Origin of the sequence: Xenorhabdus sp. TH1, from assembly GCF_037260955.1 — a bacterium.
Taxonomy (GTDB): Bacteria; Pseudomonadota; Gammaproteobacteria; order Enterobacterales; family Enterobacteriaceae; genus Xenorhabdus; species Xenorhabdus griffiniae.
This window is the reverse complement of sequence record NZ_CP147734.1, coordinates 1,957,509-1,976,646: the sequence shown is the minus strand read 5'-3', so window position 1 is coordinate 1,976,646 and position 19,138 is coordinate 1,957,509. Positions and strand designations below refer to the sequence as shown.

15 protein-coding genes are annotated in these 19,138 nt (G+C 39.5%); 10 read left to right on the top strand and 5 right to left on the bottom strand.

What is annotated here, in order from left to right; genetic code table 11:
• Positions 1 to 36 precede the first annotated feature (36 nt).
• Positions 37 to 759, top strand: a complete 723-nt coding sequence (locus tag WDV74_RS08770; protein WP_338882312.1) for a transglutaminase family protein — start codon at positions 37 to 39, stop codon at positions 757 to 759.
• A gap of 118 nt (positions 760 to 877) precedes the next feature.
• On the opposite strand, the gene WDV74_RS08765 is transcribed toward WDV74_RS08770, so the two are convergent.
• On the bottom strand, positions 878 to 1,981 hold the full coding sequence (locus WDV74_RS08765; protein WP_338882311.1) for an alkene reductase: 1,104 nt from the start codon (positions 1,979 to 1,981) through the stop codon (positions 878 to 880).
• Between the two features lie 84 nt (positions 1,982 to 2,065).
• Between WDV74_RS08765 and WDV74_RS08760 the strand changes: the two genes are divergently transcribed.
• From WDV74_RS08760 to WDV74_RS08750, 3 genes are all read left to right on the top strand, one after another.
• Positions 2,066 to 2,716, top strand: a complete 651-nt coding sequence (locus tag WDV74_RS08760; protein WP_338882310.1) for a GrpB family protein — start codon at positions 2,066 to 2,068, stop codon at positions 2,714 to 2,716.
• Positions 2,700 to 3,578, top strand: coding sequence for a DMT family transporter (locus WDV74_RS08755; protein WP_338882309.1), 879 nt, complete (start codon positions 2,700 to 2,702; stop codon positions 3,576 to 3,578). Before WDV74_RS08760 ends, WDV74_RS08755 begins: the two co-directional genes overlap by 17 nt.
• A 163-nt stretch (positions 3,579 to 3,741) precedes the next feature.
• Entirely contained in the window at positions 3,742 to 4,653 is a 912-nt protein-coding gene (locus tag WDV74_RS08750) for a LysR family transcriptional regulator (RefSeq protein WP_338882308.1), read from the top strand.
• 5 nt (positions 4,654 to 4,658) lie between these two features.
• Here the strand turns inward: WDV74_RS08750 and WDV74_RS08745 are convergent, their stop codons facing one another.
• The gene (locus WDV74_RS08745) at positions 4,659 to 5,798 is read right to left on the bottom strand and encodes an MFS transporter (protein ID WP_338882307.1); all 1,140 of its coding nucleotides are present in this window, start codon (positions 5,796 to 5,798) and stop codon (positions 4,659 to 4,661) included.
• A 202-nt stretch (positions 5,799 to 6,000) separates the two neighbouring features.
• A complete protein-coding gene (locus WDV74_RS08740; protein WP_338882305.1) occupies positions 6,001 to 7,332 on the bottom strand; it encodes an aspartate aminotransferase family protein in 1,332 nt (443 codons plus the stop codon).
• A 242-nt stretch (positions 7,333 to 7,574) separates the two neighbouring features.
• Between WDV74_RS08740 and WDV74_RS08735 the strand changes: the two genes are divergently transcribed.
• The gene (locus WDV74_RS08735; RefSeq protein WP_338882304.1) at positions 7,575 to 7,976 is read left to right on the top strand and encodes a DUF2946 domain-containing protein; all 402 of its coding nucleotides are present in this window, start codon (positions 7,575 to 7,577) and stop codon (positions 7,974 to 7,976) included.
• An 81-nt stretch (positions 7,977 to 8,057) separates the two neighbouring features.
• On the top strand, positions 8,058 to 10,058 hold the full coding sequence (locus WDV74_RS08730) for a TonB-dependent copper receptor (RefSeq protein WP_338882303.1): 2,001 nt from the start codon (positions 8,058 to 8,060) through the stop codon (positions 10,056 to 10,058).
• Positions 10,059 to 10,185: 127 nt separating this feature from the next.
• Here the strand turns inward: WDV74_RS08730 and WDV74_RS08725 are convergent, their stop codons facing one another.
• On the bottom strand, positions 10,186 to 10,680 hold the full coding sequence (locus WDV74_RS08725; RefSeq protein ID WP_338882302.1) for a MarR family transcriptional regulator: 495 nt from the start codon (positions 10,678 to 10,680) through the stop codon (positions 10,186 to 10,188).
• Positions 10,681 to 10,867: 187 nt separating this feature from the next.
• Between WDV74_RS08725 and WDV74_RS08720 the strand changes: the two genes are divergently transcribed.
• The 4 genes from WDV74_RS08720 to WDV74_RS08705 all read left to right on the top strand — a co-directional run bounded on the left by WDV74_RS08720 (position 10,868) and on the right by WDV74_RS08705 (position 18,311).
• Entirely contained in the window at positions 10,868 to 11,755 is an 888-nt protein-coding gene (locus WDV74_RS08720; protein WP_338882301.1) for an EamA family transporter, read from the top strand.
• A 29-nt stretch (positions 11,756 to 11,784) separates the two neighbouring features.
• Positions 11,785 to 12,381, top strand: coding sequence for an NAD(P)H-dependent oxidoreductase (locus WDV74_RS08715; protein WP_338882300.1), 597 nt, complete (start codon positions 11,785 to 11,787; stop codon positions 12,379 to 12,381).
• A gap of 1,176 nt (positions 12,382 to 13,557) precedes the next feature.
• Entirely contained in the window at positions 13,558 to 16,641 is a 3,084-nt protein-coding gene (locus WDV74_RS08710; RefSeq protein ID WP_338882298.1) for an autotransporter domain-containing protein, read from the top strand.
• Positions 16,642 to 16,826: 185 nt separating this feature from the next.
• The gene (locus WDV74_RS08705) at positions 16,827 to 18,311 is read left to right on the top strand and encodes a trypsin-like peptidase domain-containing protein (protein ID WP_338882297.1); all 1,485 of its coding nucleotides are present in this window, start codon (positions 16,827 to 16,829) and stop codon (positions 18,309 to 18,311) included.
• Between the two features lie 54 nt (positions 18,312 to 18,365).
• Here the strand turns inward: WDV74_RS08705 and WDV74_RS08700 are convergent, their stop codons facing one another.
• Positions 18,366 to 19,112 carry a class I SAM-dependent methyltransferase gene (locus WDV74_RS08700; protein WP_338882295.1) on the bottom strand — a complete coding sequence of 249 codons (747 nt, stop codon included), beginning with the start codon at positions 19,110 to 19,112 and terminating at the stop codon, positions 18,366 to 18,368.
• Between the last annotated feature and the right edge of the window lie 26 nt (positions 19,113 to 19,138).

Sequence of the window (19,138 nt, the reverse complement as noted above, 5' to 3'; positions counted from 1 at the left end):
GCTTACATTGTTCTTTATTTACCCACTAGGAGAATAATGATGGATAGATATTTAGTAAAAACACATTTGCTAGATTTTGAGGCTGAGAACATCCAGCAATTAGTGGAATCACGCCATTGGCGGACTCTCTCTGAAAATGAAAAAGTCAAGTCCATTTATAATTTTGTCCGTGATGAAATTGAATTTGGTTTTAATGAAGATGATTCATTAACTGCGTCATCGATCTTACGATCTGGCTATGGACAATGTAACACAAAATCTATCTTATTTATGGCGCTGTTGCGCGCACTTCAAATACCTTGTCGTTTGCATGGCTTTACAATCGATAAAACCTTACAAAAAGGAATTATGAACGGAATGCTATACGAACGGATGCCTAAAGAAATTTCCCATACTTGGGTTGAGGCTTATATAGATGGACAATGGCATAACTTTGAAGGAGTTATTCTTGATTTGCCTTATTTGTCGGCATTACAAAAAAAATACGCTGATCATAATGGAGTTTTTATTGGTTACGGTGTGGCTATTGAAGAGTTACAAAGCCCACCGGTTGAATGGAACGGTAATAATGATACCTATATTCAGCGTGCAGGAATTACGCAAGATTTTGGCCTATTTGATGATCCTGATAGCTTTTTTGCAAAACATTCACAGAAACTCAGTGACGAAGATAAAGCCCTATTTGCTAATAATTTACGCCATAAAATTAATAAGAACATTACCAAAATTCGGCAACAAAATTTTAGCGAATTAGAATGATTTTTCCATAAAAGACAGAAAAGTTTTCTGTCTTTTATATCAATTTTTTTAGGAGTTAAGATTACCTTGTATTTACCATTGCTTTTTCTGAAATTATTCAGCTAAGCCGCCGATAAAATTAATAATTCGCCTTTAACCAGTCGGTATATCCTTTTGCTCCATTACCGTAATAAGCGTCATTATTGATATCAGTCAGTTCAATCCCGTAGCGTAAACGTTCCACCAAATCCGGATTAGATATAAACGGGCGCCCGAATGCAACTGCATCTACCTTACCTTCCGCACGACGGGAAATCGCCATTTCAAGATCATAATTGTTGTTACCGATATAAGCCCCATCGAATAATGATCTTAGTTTATCCAAATCAACACCTTCAGGAATATCACGGCTTTTTCCTGTTGTTCCTTCAACAAAATGGAGATAAGCCAGTTTGAATTTATTGAGTTGCTGAATCAGATAGCCATAAGTTGACATCACATTACTATCAAGCGGAGTATCTCCTACTTCTGTTGTCACTGGAGACAATCTAATGCCAACCCGTCCACTCCCCCAAATATGGGTTACAGCTTCAACAATTTCGAGAATTAATCTAGCTCGGTTTTCAATTGAACCACCATACTGATCGGTGCGATGGTTAGTGGAATCACGCAGAAACTGTTCCAATAGATAATTGTTAGCAGCATGAATTTCTACACCATCGAACCCTGCCCGTTTAGCACATTCCGCCGCATGTTTATATTGCTCTATAACATCAGGGATTTCGTTGGTTCTAAGTGCACGTGGAATGGACGCTTTCTCAACACCACGATGAGTATAAACGTTACCATCCGTTTTAATAACAGATGGTGCTACTGGCGCTTCTTTATTAGGTTGAAGATCAACATGTGAGAAACGACCAACATGCCACAATTGTATTACAATCTTTCCACCAGCAACGTGAATAGCATCGGTGATTTTTTTCCATCCTGTTACCTGATCTTCTGTCCAGATACCGGGGGTCATGGCATAGCCACGTCCCTGTGCTGAAATATTAGTTGCTTCTGAAATGATTAAACCGGCACTTACTCGCTGAGCATAATATGTAACATTAAGTTCGTTTGGGACACCCTCCTCATTCGTACGGCTACGTGTTAAAGGTGCCATAACAATGCGATTGGCAAGTTCAATTTCCCCTAATTTGGCAGGCGAGAAAAGATCGGTTCTAGTACTATTATCAGTCATAGTATTTCCTGTTTTTTATATTGATATAATGATTCGACCAATATACAAAATGATAACATTATGAAATTATGATTGGAGCAATATATGTCAGAATCATTGATTTCCCTAAAGCCACTTATTATGTCTTTCTGTGATGGGAATCCGAATGAAAACCCTTGGGTTGATGGTATTAATCAGATACAAGATCCTATTATTATCGTTCCCTACAATACAGAATGGAATACTATTTACAATGAAGAAAAAAACAAAATACAGAAACAATTTCAAGATAAAATTATTAGTATTGAACATATAGGTTCTACAGCTGTGCCTGGTTTATCTGCGAAACCTGTTATTGATATCGATTTAATCGTTGCTGATCCTACACAAGAAGCGGACTACATTCCTGCTCTAGAAAAATTAGGTTACCGATTAAGGGTAAGGGAACCTTCTTGGTATCAGCATAGAATGCTGAGGCTTGATTTACCGCGCGTAAATTTACATGTATTTGGTGAAAATTGCCCAGAACATATTCGACATCTTCTCTTTCGTAACTGGTTACGCAATTATGAATGTGATAGACAACAATATGAGATAGCGAAACTAGCAGCAATTGAAGGAGCAGAACATGTTATGAATTACAACGATAATAAGCATTTGGTGATTAAGAATATTTACGGAAAGATTTTTAATAACATAGATAGGTGTTTATCTGAACTAAATTATGGGAATAATGATCATGTTGCAAAAAAATAAAAGCAATTCAACAAGTGGATGGTTTAACGGTTTTTTAGGTGTACTCATATTCAGTGGTTCGTTACCTGCAACAAAATTAGCGGTTATGGATTTTGATCCTATTTTTTTAACGGTCGCTCGCGCATCCATTGCGGGTTTATTAGCAGTCATTCTTCTTTTCGTTTTTAAAGAAAAACGCCCCGAATTCAGTCAACTGTTTTCATTATTTATTGTTGCCGTAGGCGTTGTTGTTGGATTTCCACTCTTAACCGCATTAGCTCTTCAGTATGTCACTTCGGCACACTCAATTGTATTTCTTGGTTTATTACCTCTTACTACAGCCATTTTTGGTGTTTGGAGAGGTGGAGAACGCCCTCGCCCCGCTTTTTGGGTATTTTCTATCATTGGAAGTTTATTGGTGATCGGGTTTGCCTTTTTACAAGGCTTATCTGCTTCATTGATCGGAGATGTATTAATGCTTGCTGCTGTCCTTGTTTGTGGACTTGGCTATGCAGAAGGCGCAAAACTTTCTCGTATATTGGGAGGGTGGCAAGTCATCTGTTGGGCGTTACTTATATCATTACCAATAATGTTTATTCTGACATTTCTATTGATGCCAAACTCATTTGCGAATGTCAGTACTCCTGCATGGATTAGCCTTGTCTATGTATCCCTATTTAGTATGTTGATTGGTTTTATTTTTTGGTACCGTGGCTTAGCGCAAGGAGGCATTGCTGCTGTTGGCCAACTTCAATTACTACAACCTTTTTTTGGCCTCGCCCTATCCGCTAGTTTACTTGGCGAATCAGTAAGCCTATTGATGATAGTTGTCACTGTCGGGATAATTTTTTGTGTAGCTGGCTCACGGAAGTTTGCAAAGTAAAGGATCTATACTGTAGAGGATGTTGCCCCCTATTTTTCGAAAGCAAAAGAACTTGGTTTGAATATTATCGAACCGCCCCGAGATTTTCCTTACTTGACCCAAGTTATAAATAATATAGGCTGGGTCTTTATTAATACATTAGCTGATATAGACATTCTTAAGCATGCGTAGAATAGATCATTTCAATGGAATAACAACGTTTGTAATAACAGCACAACTAGGGAGTTTTACTGCTGCGGCAGAACGTCTTGGTTTGACAAAATCGGCTGTAAGTAAAAATGTCGGGCGACTTGAAGATCGCTTAGGTGTTAAACTTTTTCAACGCTCAACACGAAGTTTGAGCCTGACACCTGATGGAGAAGCCTTCCTGACAAATTGTCAAAGCGCCATTGATATTCTTGAACGAGCTGAATCTGCACTTACTTCACATATTGCCCATCCTTCAGGACGGCTCCGAATTGATTTACCGGCCGCTTTTGGTCGTCAGCGGATACTTCCTGCTCTTTTAAACATAGCCCGTGAATACCCTGAATTATCACTCACTGTTTCATTCAGTGAACGCTTTGTTGATTTGATTGATGAAGGCATTGATCTTGCTATACGTATTGGTGAACTTTCTGATAGTAGTGGTCTAGTTGCCCGTAAGTTAACGACTCAAAAACTTGTGATTTGTGCTGCACCAAAGTATTTATATCTTAACAATGAACCAGAAACTCCCGAAGAATTAAGCCAACACCGGTGTATAGTGGGGTTTCGCAGGAACCAGCCTGTATCTTGGTTATTGAAGGAAACGAACAGTAGAGTAAAACGTTACACTCCACCAGCAACTTATGAATTTGCTGATGGAGAGGCAATGTTGGAGGCTGTTTTGGCTGGGTGTGGGTTTGCACAATTACCATTGTGGATGGTGGGAGAATATCTTGAAAGCGGAGAACTTAGAGAGGTATTGCAAGAGTATTCAGGTATAGAAATCCCAATTAGTGCATTATGGCCGCAAAACCGTCAGTTGTTACCCAAAATACGCTATGTCGTAGATACTCTGGTTGAAATGGCGGAAAGCGGCTTATTGGATTAATTTTGTCAATTATTTTTAATATAGATGCTGAAAAAAGCCATTAAAGAAAAGAGGATGCTACTCAGAAAAATAGCATGTACTCCGAGTTGTGAAAGAAACCATCCTCCAACCACAGATCCAATAGTAATACCTAAATTCGAGAAAGAAATATAAAGGCTGTTGGCAAATTCCGGTGCTTCATTGGCTTCTCGCATAAGCCATGTTTGACTGACCATCAATCCAGCAGAATGCAGCCCACCCCAGAAAACCGTTAGTACACACATTGCTATCGGTAAGGAACCCAGATACCAGATCTGGATATAGAGAATAACTAATAAAATAGGATAGGTATAAGTTGTTATCATAGCATTTTTTTGCAAAAAGCTGCTAAAAACAAAATTTCCTATAAATCCACAAATACCAAATAGTATTAAAATTATACCAATAGAATCATTATTTAGCTGAGTGATTTTTGCTAGATAATCCGCTATATAACTGAAGCTTGAGAACATTGCGGAAAAAGTCAATATCACAGTAGAAATCGCCAGCCATAAATTTCTCTTACGTAGAACATTTATTTGTTCAATATTAATACCGTGCTTTGTCGCAGGGAGAGAAGGAACAAATAATAGAATGCCAACAAAAGCCAGAGCACAAGTAATTGCACCAAAATAAAATGCCGCACTAAGTGATAGGTACTCTGCTATAAACGAACTTATAGGCATTCCCAATACCATTCCAACCGTAACTCCAGCAAAAACCTTTGCTATTGCACCTGCACTTTTTTCTTTAGGAACGGCATTTGCAGCAATCACAAGAGCAATAGCAAAGAAAACTGCATGTACCAACCCTGGAAGTATTCTGAATAATAGCATCAAATTAAAGATATCTGTCGTAGCATAAATAAGGTTAGAAATGACAAATATAAAAAGAATAGTAAGAAGAACGTATTTTTTATTATATCCAGAGAGTATCAGGGTAACAAATGGCCCCGTTACGGCTACCACGATGGCATAAATACTTACCAGAAAACCAACTTGAGTAGGTGTCACATGCAATTGCGCTTCAAGTTGTGGCAATAATCCAATAACGGCTATTTCGGTAGTAATAACACCAAAAACTGCGATTGATAAGGTCAGCAATAGGATAGAGCTTTTATTTTGCATAATGAAAATCTATTCGGTTTTAAAGAGGTAAAATGATGACAAACCACCAACAAGAATAGAAGGACGCTTTCGTCTACTGTCTGTAGACATAATTTCCCCATGCATGGCAGAAGACCCAATGCCCAGTTTTGGATATTTAGATGATTTTGATGTGGGTTTGGGCGGTTAGGATACCGCCCATAGAATAAGTTAATAATGACCTTTATTGAATTTGGTGCAGAACATCACCAACCGCATTGAACAGACGATCAAGATCATCAATTTTAGCATTGAACATGGGACCGAATTGCAACGTGTCACCACCAAAACGGACATAAAAACCCGCTTTCCATAATGCAATACCGGCATCAAAAGGCCGGACAACTGCATCTCCATCCCGTGGGGCAATTTGAATGGCTCCCACCAGCCCGCAGTTACGAATATCCACGACATTTGGGCAGTACCTTAGTGCATGTAGTTTTTGTTCAAAATGCGGTGCCAATTCCGCGGCTTGTTGAGGCAGCTTTTCTTTTTCCAGCAGTTCCAATGAGGCTAATCCCGCTGCACAAGCAACCGGATGACCTGAATAGGTATAACCGTGGCTGAATTCAATCATATGTTCGGACAGAGATTGTGACATAAAGGCATCGTAGATCTCGCTGGACGCAATCACACCTCCCAGAGGAATTGCACCGTTGGTAATTTGTTTGGCAAAAGTAAGGATATCTGGGGTCACACCGAAATATTCAGCACCACTCCAGCATCCCAGACGTCCGAAACCAGTAATCACTTCATCAAAAATCAGCAAGATATCGTATTGGGTACAGATTTCCTGTAAACGTCGTAAATAACCTTGTGGTGGGATAATAGCGCCGGCAGATCCAGAAAGTGGTTCGACAATAACAGCAGCGATATTACTGGCATCATGCAATTCAATGAGTTTTAGTAATTCGTCTGCCAGTTCAATGCCACCAGCTGCTGGCATCCCTTTAGTAAAAGCCATATTCGGTTGTAATGTATGCGGAAGATGATCAACATCCATAAACTGACCAAACATTTTGCGATTACCGCCAATACCGCCAAGACTGGTTCCTGCGATATTGACACCATGATAACCCCGTGCCCGACCGATAAATTTAGTTTTTGCAGGTTGTCCTTGAATCCGCCAGTAAGCACGAGCCATTTTTACTGCGGTATCGGCAGCTTCTGAACCTGAACTAGTAAAAAATACATGATTTAAATTACCAGGCATAAGGCTGGCAATTTTATCTGCCAACTTAAATGACAAAGGGTGTCCATATTGGAAACCTGGGGAATAATCCAATGTTCCCAGTTGATCTGAAACAGCTTGACGAATTTCAGCGCGTGAATGGCCTGCTCCACACGTCCATAATCCTGATAAACTGTCATAAATTTGACGACCTTGATCATCAAATAGCCAACTTCCTTCTGCTGAGACAATCAAACGTGGATCTTGTTGAAAATGACGATTAGCACTGAACGGCATCCAGTGTGCTTTAAAGTTCAGTTTTTGGAAATGATTTCTATCTGGCATCTTATAGCTCCTCGCACAAGGTTGTAATCAAGAGATTGCAATGAAACTATACTCAAGTTAAACCTCAATTATCGAATCATTAATGATGAGTTCACTCACAAAAGTGAAACTCACAGTTCTAGTGAAATTACGATGCACTGGAACGCTGGTGACTGATACAAGATCCTAAAATATTTTAACAATCCCATCCCAAATGCAGTAAGATTAGCCCTCAATCGTAGAAATTGATCCGGATCATTAGCTTGTTATCGCTTTTTCGCCTCTCACAAAACCGAACACCTGCTATCATCGCCTTACTGGCGATTTTGATGTTGTTCATTGCACCGGTGGTATCAAAAACACTGGAGCACCACCGTGAAGAAATAAAAAGTGAAATAAATCATTGTGTGTTTGTGTCTGATATGCCATCGACACACACGATGAATCATCATGGTGTAGATCATGTCCATATGGGCTTAATGGACGATATCGCTTGTGGTTACTGTCAACTTCTGATTAATCTGCCATTATTAGCTGGTGGTTTTATTCCTTTCATTTTGCTGACACTCATTGTGTTCAGGACACCACCAATATTGCGTTTCTTTGGCCCTGTTATTCGGCTGTTTTATGGCGAATCACAACCACGCGCCCCACCCCTTATTTAGTCGGTCTGCTTGAAATAAACCATTTTATTTTCCTTGCCTTACGCAATTTGTATGGCAATGTTACTAATTAAGGGATTTTTTATGTTTATTACGCAATTATTTCGTATATCACCTCTGACAGCAGCTTTGACTATCGCACTCACAATGCCAAGCAGTGGCTGGGCTGCCAATACCAAAGAAACAGAAGGAAAACACATTACTCATGAGCACGATAATGAAACTGTGATAACGGTAACTGCACCGGCAGTTTCACCACTTGAGGTCGTTTCTTCACTAAAAGTACCTCGTCAACCAATACCTGCTAGTGATGGTTCTGATTACCTGAAAACCATTCCAGGGTTTTCACAGATCCGTAACGGTGGCACTAACGGTGATCCTGTATTCCGTGGCATGTTTGGTTCTCGCCTGAGAATGTTAATTGATGACAGTGAAATCTTGGGTTCTTGCGGTGGACGTATGGATGCGCCAAGTTCTTATATTTCACCAGAAAGTTTTGATGTTTTGAGTTTAGTTAAAGGTCCACAAACTGTACTTTGGGGGCCAGGTAATTCAGCGGGAACGATCCGTTTCGAGCGTATTCGCCCTCAGTTTGAACAATTTGGTGCTCAAGGTAATGTCAGCACAGTTATTGGCTCTAATAGTCGTTGGGATGGTAACGCTGATCTCAGTATTGGCAATGAACTAGGATATATCCGTTTGATCGGTAATAAATCCCGCTCCAATGATTATAAAGATGGTGATGGCAATCACGTTCCTTCCCGCTGGGATAAATGGAATACCGATGTCGCCTTAGGTTGGACACCTGATGAAAATACGTTACTGGAGTTAAGCGCTGGACACGGCGATGGTGAAGCACGTTACGCCACGCGAAATATGGATGGTACTCAATTTAAGCGCAAAAGTTTTGGTGTGCGTTTTGAGAAATCCAACATTGGCGAAGTGTTTGACAAATTCGAATCCAATTTTTATTACAACTACACCGACCATGTGATGGATAACTATTCCATGCGTCATTCAAAAATGAAAATGGCCTCAGAACCTGACCGCCTGACAATGGGTGGCCGTATGATGGGAACTTGGGTGTGGGAAGATTTCAAGTTACAGAGCGGTGTGGATATGCAAACTAATATTCACCGTACCAATACCGATCGCATGATGGCTGAAGCTGAAAGAAATGGCTGGATGAAAAATGTCCGCTTCCGTGATTACGGTATTTTTGGTGAATTAACCTGGGATGCAACTACACAGAATAAAGTTATCGGTGGTGTGCGATTAGATCGTGCAACAGCGTATAAATATACGACTCAACAAGAACGTAAAGAGACCCTACCTGCTGGCTTTATTCGGTTTGAACATAACCTGAAAGAATCTCCGGTGATGCTCTATGTCGGCCTGGGTTATACCGAGCGTTTTCCTGATTACTGGGAGCTGGTTTCGGGTAAATCAGGCAGCAATGCTTTCACTAATATCAAGTCTGAAAAAACAACCCAATTGGATATCGGTGCACAATATAATGATAACCGACTGAAAGGTTGGATATCAGCGTATATAGGTAAAGTGAATGACTTTATCTTGTTCGATTACCATAACAAGAATGTGGTGGCTGGTAACGTGGATGCCACCATTATGGGTGGAGAAACGGGAGTTTCTTATAATTTTAACGAAAATTGGAAAACTGATGCCAGCCTGGCGTATTCCTGGGCGCAAAATACCACTCATCATCGTCCATTACCACAAATCCCACCTTTGGAAGCGCGTCTCGGCCTGACTTGGGAATATGGTGACTGGACTAGCAGTGGTTTGTTGCGTTTGGTAAATAGCCAGCACCGAGTGGCAATCAATGAAGGTAACGTTGTCGGCAAAGACTTTGATCGTAGCAAAGAATTCGCCATCTTATCTGCAAATGCAGCCTATCAGGTGACCAAAAACATTCAAGTTAGTGCTGGTGTTGACAATATTTTTGATAAAGCTTATAGCGAACACCTTAACCTAGCGGGCAATCAGGGCTTTGGTTATTCCGGCAATACAGCAGTAAATGAGCCTGGACGTACTTACTGGGCAAGAATTAATGTTAAGTTCTAATATTCTTTATTCTTAACTCTACCTCGCCCTGGGATAAATCAGGGCGAGTGTTTTGGAAAAAATCTTTAAGTAAAGATATTGATATCTTTATGGAAAGCTACTTTCAATTTGTCTGAAAACTTCGTTCTTAAAAACTCTCTGACTCATTCTCCAGCAACCAATGTCGTAGCAGTGTTGCCAGTTGTTCTTGTTGGGTTTTTGTCAATGGCTTGAGAATCGCAGTTTGGTTCTCCAAATGGCTTTCCACTGCTTTGTCTATCAATGCCCTTCCTTCTGGAGTCAGAAAAATTTTGCAACTACGTCGGTCTTCTTCGTTAGCAATACGCCCAATCAATCCCCGTTGTACCATATGCTCAATACGCGTGCTCATTGCGCCAGAAGTTAACATAACGGATTGATATAGCTCAGTAGGTGTAATTGGTATGTTATTACGACGCAATGTCGCAAGAATATCAAATTCAATGAGACTTAGGCTGTGTTCTTTGAAAGCATGTTGCAAGCGTTGTTCAATAATTTTGTGAATGCGACATAACCGCCCAATAACGCTTATCGACGACGGATCAAGATCTGGGCGCTGCTGTTCCCACTGTCTCAGTAATCGGTCAACGTGATCGTACTTCATGCTTTTTCCCTATTCATTTTATTTCGACAAAAAGATACTTGATAAAAATCAATTAGGCTATTATTTTAATTTATCTTTACATAAAGATACTTTTGTTGATGATTTTTTTAGGTAGTAAGCACTAAAAAGGAGTACTAAAAAAAGTGATGTTAAGAACAAAAAACGAACAAATCAGAAGGACAACAGCATGCTAGAAATTAGATCTATCCATAATATGTTATTGACTGCATTAGCACCAATTGTTTGGGGAAGTACTTACATTATTACGACAGAAGTATTACCACCCAATATGCCTTTGCTAGCTTCTACTATTAGAGCATTACCTGCTGGTATATTATTACTGTTGATTTGTCGTACTATGCCCAAAGGAATTTGGTGGTTACGTATTATGGTATTGAGCTTGCTCAATATCGGTGCCTTCTTCTATTTTCTCTTTGTTACGGCAGGATATCTACCTGGTGGTACGGCATCATTAATCATGGCTTGCCAACCCATAATTGTTATCTTGTTAAGTACTTACATATTGAAAACTTCTCTCACAATCAAACATATTATTTCGGCAATATTGGGCGTTGTCGGGATTGGCTTATTAGTATTAAACTCAGCCAGTAGCTTAAATTGGCAAGGCGTTATTACGGGGTTCGCGGGGTGCAGTTGTATGGCTTTAGGGGTTGTGCTTACTAAATATTGGAACCGCCCCACCAATTTATCATTACTCAGTTTTACCGGCTGGCAATTAACTCTTGGAGGGTTAATGTTATTGCCTGTTGCTATTTCTATAGAAGGTTTACCACAACACCTTACTGTAACCAATATTTTCGGCTATAGCTATTTATGTATAATTGGTGCGGTGTTTTCTTATATTATTTGGTTCCGAGGAATTGAAAAGTTACCCGTTGTGACAATCTCGTTTTTGGGATTCCTTAGTGCACTATCTGCTTGTATTTTAGGATATTTGTTTCTAAAGCAAACATTTTCCTTGCCACAAATGTTAGGTGCATGCACGATTATTATCGCTGTTTGGTTTTCGATTCCTCGAAATCAGATAGAAAAAACCGATAATCCTACAGTTTGATTAGCTATTACAGAATGACAGGAAAATCAATGAAACTTACTATAATTTCAGGTAGTCAACGCCCAAACTCTTTCAGCCAACGTGTAGCGTGTTATTTACAAAAATTAAGTAGTGAGTATGGGTTTACTAAAATAGAGATCCTGGATCTCTCCAGTGTAGAATTACCATTGCATGATGGTTTTACAACAGATATATCAGCAGAATCTCATCCCTGGCAGCCGATCGCACAACATTTAAGAGAAAGTGAAGCATTTATCTTTGTCACTCCAGAATGGCATGGAATGTCAACTCCGGCGTTGAAGAACCTTTTATTACATTGTTCTATAGCAGAATTAGGTCATAAACCAGCATTATTGGTGAGTGTATCAAGTGGAATTAACGGTGTTTATCCTCTTTGTGAATTACGGATGACGGGTTTTAAAAATAATCATGTTTGTTTCTTGCCTGATCATTTAATCTTCCGTCAGGGTGAAAGTTTGATTTTAAAAGATCTCATTTGCAACAATGAGGAGTTTGAAAGCCGTGTTAACTATACACTGAAACTACTTAAATCTTATGCTAAGGCACTGAAGCAAGTTCGTGAAGATGTTGGCGAAGAAAGCAGAAATTATCTGTATGGTATGTAGATAAACAATATTCAGTCCCTTATGCATACTCTCGGCTCAAAAATTTTAGCCGAGAGTATGTGGCTCCCTTATTTAAATCCATTTTTCTCTTTTTTATCACAGCCCGTAATAGACCGATAACGTGAGTTCAGTTCTTCGATTTTTAGCATCATTCACTAATGCCTTACCAATTCCCTGCTCCTGTTTATCTGGCGATACAAAAACCGCGGCCAAACTATCAGAATTCAGCCGCCACAAAATTATGAGCTTTGATAGAAGCTTCGAGCCAAATAGATAGAACCGCATCTTGGACGTCGTCTACTCGCTAGCTTTAGGCGTGATTATGCTCTTGCCGCTAAAGACAGTTATATTCAAGAGATTGTGAATAAGCTGATTAAAATATCACCGGATTTTTGTGATATGTGGCATAGACATGAAATCTATGAACCTTGTAATGGAATACGGGAATTAAATGTCAATGGACAGGAAACTAGTTTCGATTACACATCAATGGTCACTGATTTAGAAAGACATTTACGATTAATTGTTTATGTAAAAAGATGATGAGTCATTCGCATTCGGTTATGATTATTTGTTATGGTTTTTTAAAAAATATTTAATTTATATTAAATAACAATTTATTCACACAGGATAATTTATTTTCAAAAATAAATTATCTACTCCAAATAGAGTAAAAAACCAATAATCATTATTAAAACGAAAGCAATTAAATTTAGAAAAATTTTATAAACACCTTGATAGAAACAGTCATTTAATAAATCATCACTCAAGTTAGTATCGCAAGTGGTGATCACATACACGTAACACAAATAATTAACAATATACAATCAATAAATTAACATTATGCCAAAACCATGCCATTTTAAAGAAGATTTAAGAAGGATGATACTATGTGTATGATCTTTTTATTGTTATAAAATAGTTATAATAAAGTTAATTTTTTCACTTGCATTTTTAGTCTTATTATTATGCTATAGCAACTTGTAGGCAGAGAATATTTATGGTCTGCATTGCTCTGTAGCTAATCAAATATAGGTCAATCTCACCATAGCTTACTTATTGCATTTCAATCATCGTCATCAGTTTCATTAATAATAACTTTTCAATGAGCAATTTGAAAAACAGCAAATTGAAAGTTGCCAATTTTGCCAATTTTTGAAAAATGGAACTTCTATTATGAAAAAAAACAATTCGGCACGACCGATTTTTTTGTGGATGACATTATTTTTTGGGGTATTACCTATTAACACTTCAATAGCTGCTACTGAATATCAGGAACAGGGTAAGAAAAACTCACCGGATAGCTGGTTATCAGATGAATTTAATCATCAGTGGGGATTGGCTGCTATTGGTGCCCATTATGCCTATGCTCGTGGTTACACGGGTAAAGGCATTGATGTTGGTGTATTGGATGAAGCTGTTACCAACCATCCTCAATTTGCCGGAAAACTGAAAATTTTGAGCCCAAACGATACTTGGAACTACGATAAAGACCCCTACACAGGGATTATCAGTTTTGGAGCTCACGGTAACCATGTTTCTGGGATCATTGCAGCAAACCGGGACGGCAAGGAAATGCATGGTGTGGCATTTGATGCAGGTTTGATTACTGGGAAATATTTACAAAACCCGTATAACCGTACAGAAGCCATGATCCAAAGCAACGCACGTGTCATTAATAACAGCTGGGGCGTTCGTCCCTCTTATGAAACTGATGAAAATGGTAAGCCTAAGAGATGGGAAAATGGGACTGTTAAGTATTACCCAGTCACACTGCAAGATCTCATTAATTATGTCACACCAATTAAAGATGATTTGGATAGGCTAAGCCGTTCCCCAATTCCAGAACTGGACGACTATACGACGAAAACTGCGGGTCTATTGCGGGCAGCGCGTCAAGGCAAATTAGTTGTTTTTGCAGCGGGGAATGCGAATAACTATAACGTCACTTGGTTACATGCGGGTATGCCCTATTTCTTTCCTGACGCATTGAAAAATTATCTCAGTGTTGCCAACCTAACCAGGGAAAACGAGATTAACGTTTCATCAACCCGTTGTGGTTATACCACCAGCTATTGTTTGTCGGCACCGGGCACAAAAATTTACAGTAGTACGGGAAAATTCGTTTCTAACGTGAATGGAAAAATCGACGAAGAGGCTTTCCAAAATGGTGAGTTGACGATAGATCCTACCCATGATGCCTACACAGGTACATCAATGGCATCACCGCATGTGGCTGGAGCCGCTGCCGTTTTGATGCAACGATTCCCTTATATGACTGCTGGGCAAATCGCAGATGTCCTTAAAACCACGGCAACCGATTTAGGTAAACCGGGTTTGGATGATATGTATGGTTGGGGAATGTTGAATCTGAAAGATGCTATTGATGGTCCTAAGATGTTTATTACCGAAAAGGATATTCCGAAGAAATACTATATTCCTGGTTCTTATTCTGAAACTCAATTTATTGCCAATATTCCAGGTATTGGTGGCATAGTTGAGAAAGGCACTACTGTAGAACGAATCTGTAATAGTATTGAATGTGCTTATGACAGCTGGGGAAATGATATCTCCGGTCATGGTGGGTTGACAAAAACCGGTAACGGTATACTTGAGTTGGCCGGTAAAAATAGCACTTATAAAGGGCCAACTTTGGTTGAACAAGGTCATTTATTGGTTAGCGGCTCCATAACTTCAGACGTTACTGTGCAAGATAACGCAATTCTTGGCGGTGATGGTACTGTCGGTTCAATCATAGCCAACTCTGGTGCCAGTATTGCACCAAGCAGCTTTAGTTCTAACGCTGTCAGTTCCAGTGGTACGTTGAACGTTGATCGTAATGTGACGTTCCAAGCTGGTTCACGTTATCTGGTAAAAGTGGCGCCAAATAGCCAGGGATATAGTGATCGCATTATTAGCAATGGTTCGGCTATGCTGAAAGGCGGTGAAGTGCAAGTCACTCTGGAAAATAGTAACAATTTGTTATCGAAGCAAGAGGTTCGTAGTTTGCTTGGGCAGCAATATAATATTCTGCAAGCAACCGGGGGAATCAACGGCAAATTTGCAACTGTAGAGCCAAACTATTTGTTTATTGGTACTGAACTTAGTTACCCGTCCAGTTCTCAATCTAATCGGGTAATGTTGGATATAAAACGTAATTCCACCACATTTGCTAGTTTAGGAGTAACTGCTAATGAACGTGCTGTAGCTAATGCCGCTGATAAGCTGAGTTTGGGGCATCCCGTTTATGAAAGTATCTTGATGTTTGATACAGCGGCACAAGCTCGCCAAGCATTTCAACAACTTTCTTCCGGCCAGATCCATGCTGATATTGCTGCGGCACAAATCAATAATAGCCGCTATCTGCGCGATACGCTGAATACCCGTTTGCGTCAGGCTAATGGTGGAACTATCGAACAGAATATCAAAGTAAATAAAAACGGCGCTTGGGGACAAGTAATAGGTAACTGGCAACGTGCTAATGGTAACAGTGAAGTCAATGGTTATCGTGTATCTAACTATGGTGTGTTATTAGGAGCAGATAAAGAGTTAAGTGATGATTGGCGACTCGGTATCGCTACCGGATATACCCGCTCTTCTTTGAACGGTGGATATCACACTTCAGCACGTAGTAACAATTTCCATTTGGCGCTATACGGTAGTAAACAGATTGATGCTTTGGCATTACGTGCCGGCGCTACTTACAGTTGGCATCGTTTTGATACCAAACGCTCAGTTGCTTTTGGTCGTCAATCAGACAATCTGAAAGCAAAATATGGTGCTCAAACCGGTCAATTGTTTACTGAAGCAGCTTACGAAATAAATACTTCCTGGCTGAATCTGGAGCCATTCGCTAATCTGTCTTATGTTAATTTCCGCAATGAGGGTATTAATGAACATGGCGGTGCCGCTGCATTGAACGGTAAGAAACAATCGAAAAATGCAACCTTCTCCACACTAGGTTTACGTGTCGATCAAAAATGGCAATCCGAAAATGAAATCACTGTAGCAGCATATGGTGAATTGGGTTGGCAACATCGGTTTGGTAAGGTAAATCAAGGCACTAAATTAAGTTTTAACAATAGTGATGCCACCTTTACTGTCAACAGTGTTTCAGCCGCGCGTGATGCTACTGTAATCAAGGTAGGTACGGAATTGGAAACTAGTAAAAATACTAAACTGTCACTGGGGTATAACGGTGTTTTATCGGACAGCCATAAGGATAATGGGGTATTCCTGAATGCCAACTGGAAATTCTAGTTAATAAAAATTGCATTTTGATAGCAGAAACTCACTGCTGGCGAGGGCTGGTAGTGAGTTTTTTTATTCCTCGATATTTTTAGGTCTTTGTATCCACTTTGGCACAAATCACCTTGGTAGCACCAAAGAATGATTAAATTAGATAATGTATTTGAGTCATTAAATCGATCCAAAGGAGGAAAATTGTGGCTTATCGTAAAATCTTATTAATCAGTTTATTTTCCGTTGCAACAAGTTCTTTAGCTTTAAATAATAATGGTGCTCCATTGATGAAATCAACCGATCCTGGCGCTGAAAAATTTAGAACTGTTGGTAAATTCAATGGAACCTCACACTGTACTGCAACCTTGATTTCTGGTGAAAATGTACCGAATGAGGATACACCAGCTTTGATACTTACCGCAGGGCACTGTGTAGATAGCAATGTAGGTACAAATGATGTCATCGTTGATCAACCTGCACCTGAATTTTGGCGATATACACCAGACTATTTCATTGATAAGAAAGAAGAGTTATCACCAATAAAAGTCAACCGTATTTTATATTCAACGATGAAATACGAAGATATTGCGGTATTACAATTGGATGCAACTTATAGTGATTTAGCGAAAAAAGGCTATCATCCTTTGAAGTTGAAAAAAAACCTAGATATGAAACATCAACCTATTGTGTTGACTCATATTCCTGTCGATAACGTTGATTACAATTACGCTTATCTCAGAAAATCTGAGTGTAACATCACCGGAAAATCACCCGTTTTATATGAGGGTGGCTCTCCATGGATTTGGACTCCGGTTTTCTCCGTGAATTGTGATGGAGTCGCTGGTGGAACGTCTGGTTCCCCTGTTTTCGAAAACGATAAAACAGACGTGATTGGTGTGCTGAATACAACCGTAACACCAGGAATGACCGGTTGTGGCCTTGGCAGGCCTTGTACTATCGAAAACAATACAGGCATTCCAACAGAAGGCGCCAGCTATTTTATCCCTGTCGATAGTATTGCCAATGCGTTGACCAGGGATAACAAATTAGATCTGTCTAAATTGGAAAATAACAGCGGTAATATTCTGGAAAGAAGTCCTCTTTGGTCACGTTGGATAACTCAGAGCGTTAATCCTGTTGACGGCGAGAAAGCAAAATGGGACATCGTTATCAAGGAAAATGTTAACGTTAAGAATATTCGATATAAAACAGGATTAATCAGTGATATCGATTGTTCTGCTGAAGCAGGATACAGTGCTTCTATTCCTGCAAACCAAAGCCCGCTGCAAAACATGCTGCTTCCTAATAAAGAAGGTATCTATAAACTCTGTGTTATTCACCAGGATAATGATGGACAATGGCAAAAGACAAAAGATGCTTCTGTTATGTTGCGAGAAATTGATAATACTCCCCCATCAATTAAGCCCGTGTTAAATAAGGATGATTATGGGGATGTTTGGCGTATAACCGTTAACACTCGCCCGTATGATATCTCAAGTGTACAAATTAAATATGGGTCTAAAGCAACAACAAATTGTGACGATAAAACAGGTTATAGCTATCCCTGGAGGCTAACAATGTTAGCAAAATCTGAAGCACCATGGCGTGTTTGCGCATATGGTGAAGATATGGCAGGAAATGCTGGCCCGATTAATGTACTTGATATTGAAGCAACTACGACGAAGTAAAATGTAAATAACTCACTGCTGGCAAGGGCTGGCAGTGAGTTTTCTTTTATCGTCTCATTTATTCTTGCTTACGATAAAAATCATTTCTTCTGACTGATCATGATAAGTTTCTCCTTGCCAGTTACCGAATACATTTGTCGCAATTAAATTCGCGTCAGCCAATGCTTGCTGGATCTCAGCAAAACTGGCAAATGTAATTGCTGAAAATGCCTGGTATTCCTGCTTGTTATTTAAAATTTGATAGTAAGTGCCGTAAGTCACAGTAGTATTGTGAACTCGAAAATCATTCCATGCCAAAACAGGGCCGAATGTTGGATGGATAAACTCACGTTTAGAATCTGCTATTGTCCAAGTCAACCACTCTTTTGCTAAAGGATTACGGCTGTCAAAGATACATTGTCCTCCTTCTGCCAAGTGTTCATAAATCCGTTTAAGCACGGTAACTCGCTCTTGATGAGTTAAGAACACTTGAAAAACGTGACCGGATAAAATGATTAAGTCAAATTTCTGAAATAATGCCAACTGCTTAGCATCGGATTGTACCCAAGTGATTCGTGCTCCTGCTGATTTTGATTTAGCGATATCCAACATGGAGCTAGCAATATCACAGCCAAATACCACTTTATCGGGATAAGTGAGGGCAATTTTATTCGTGAGTGTTCCAGTGCCACAGCCCAGATCTAAAATGGCATGAGCATTTTTAGCAAGTTCAACATAATAATCGTAATCTGATCCCCATTCGTTATCGAAATCATAAAACTGGGCTAAGTCACTGTCTTGGTAAAGTCGATCAATTGCCATATATAATAATCCCTAGTATGTTATTT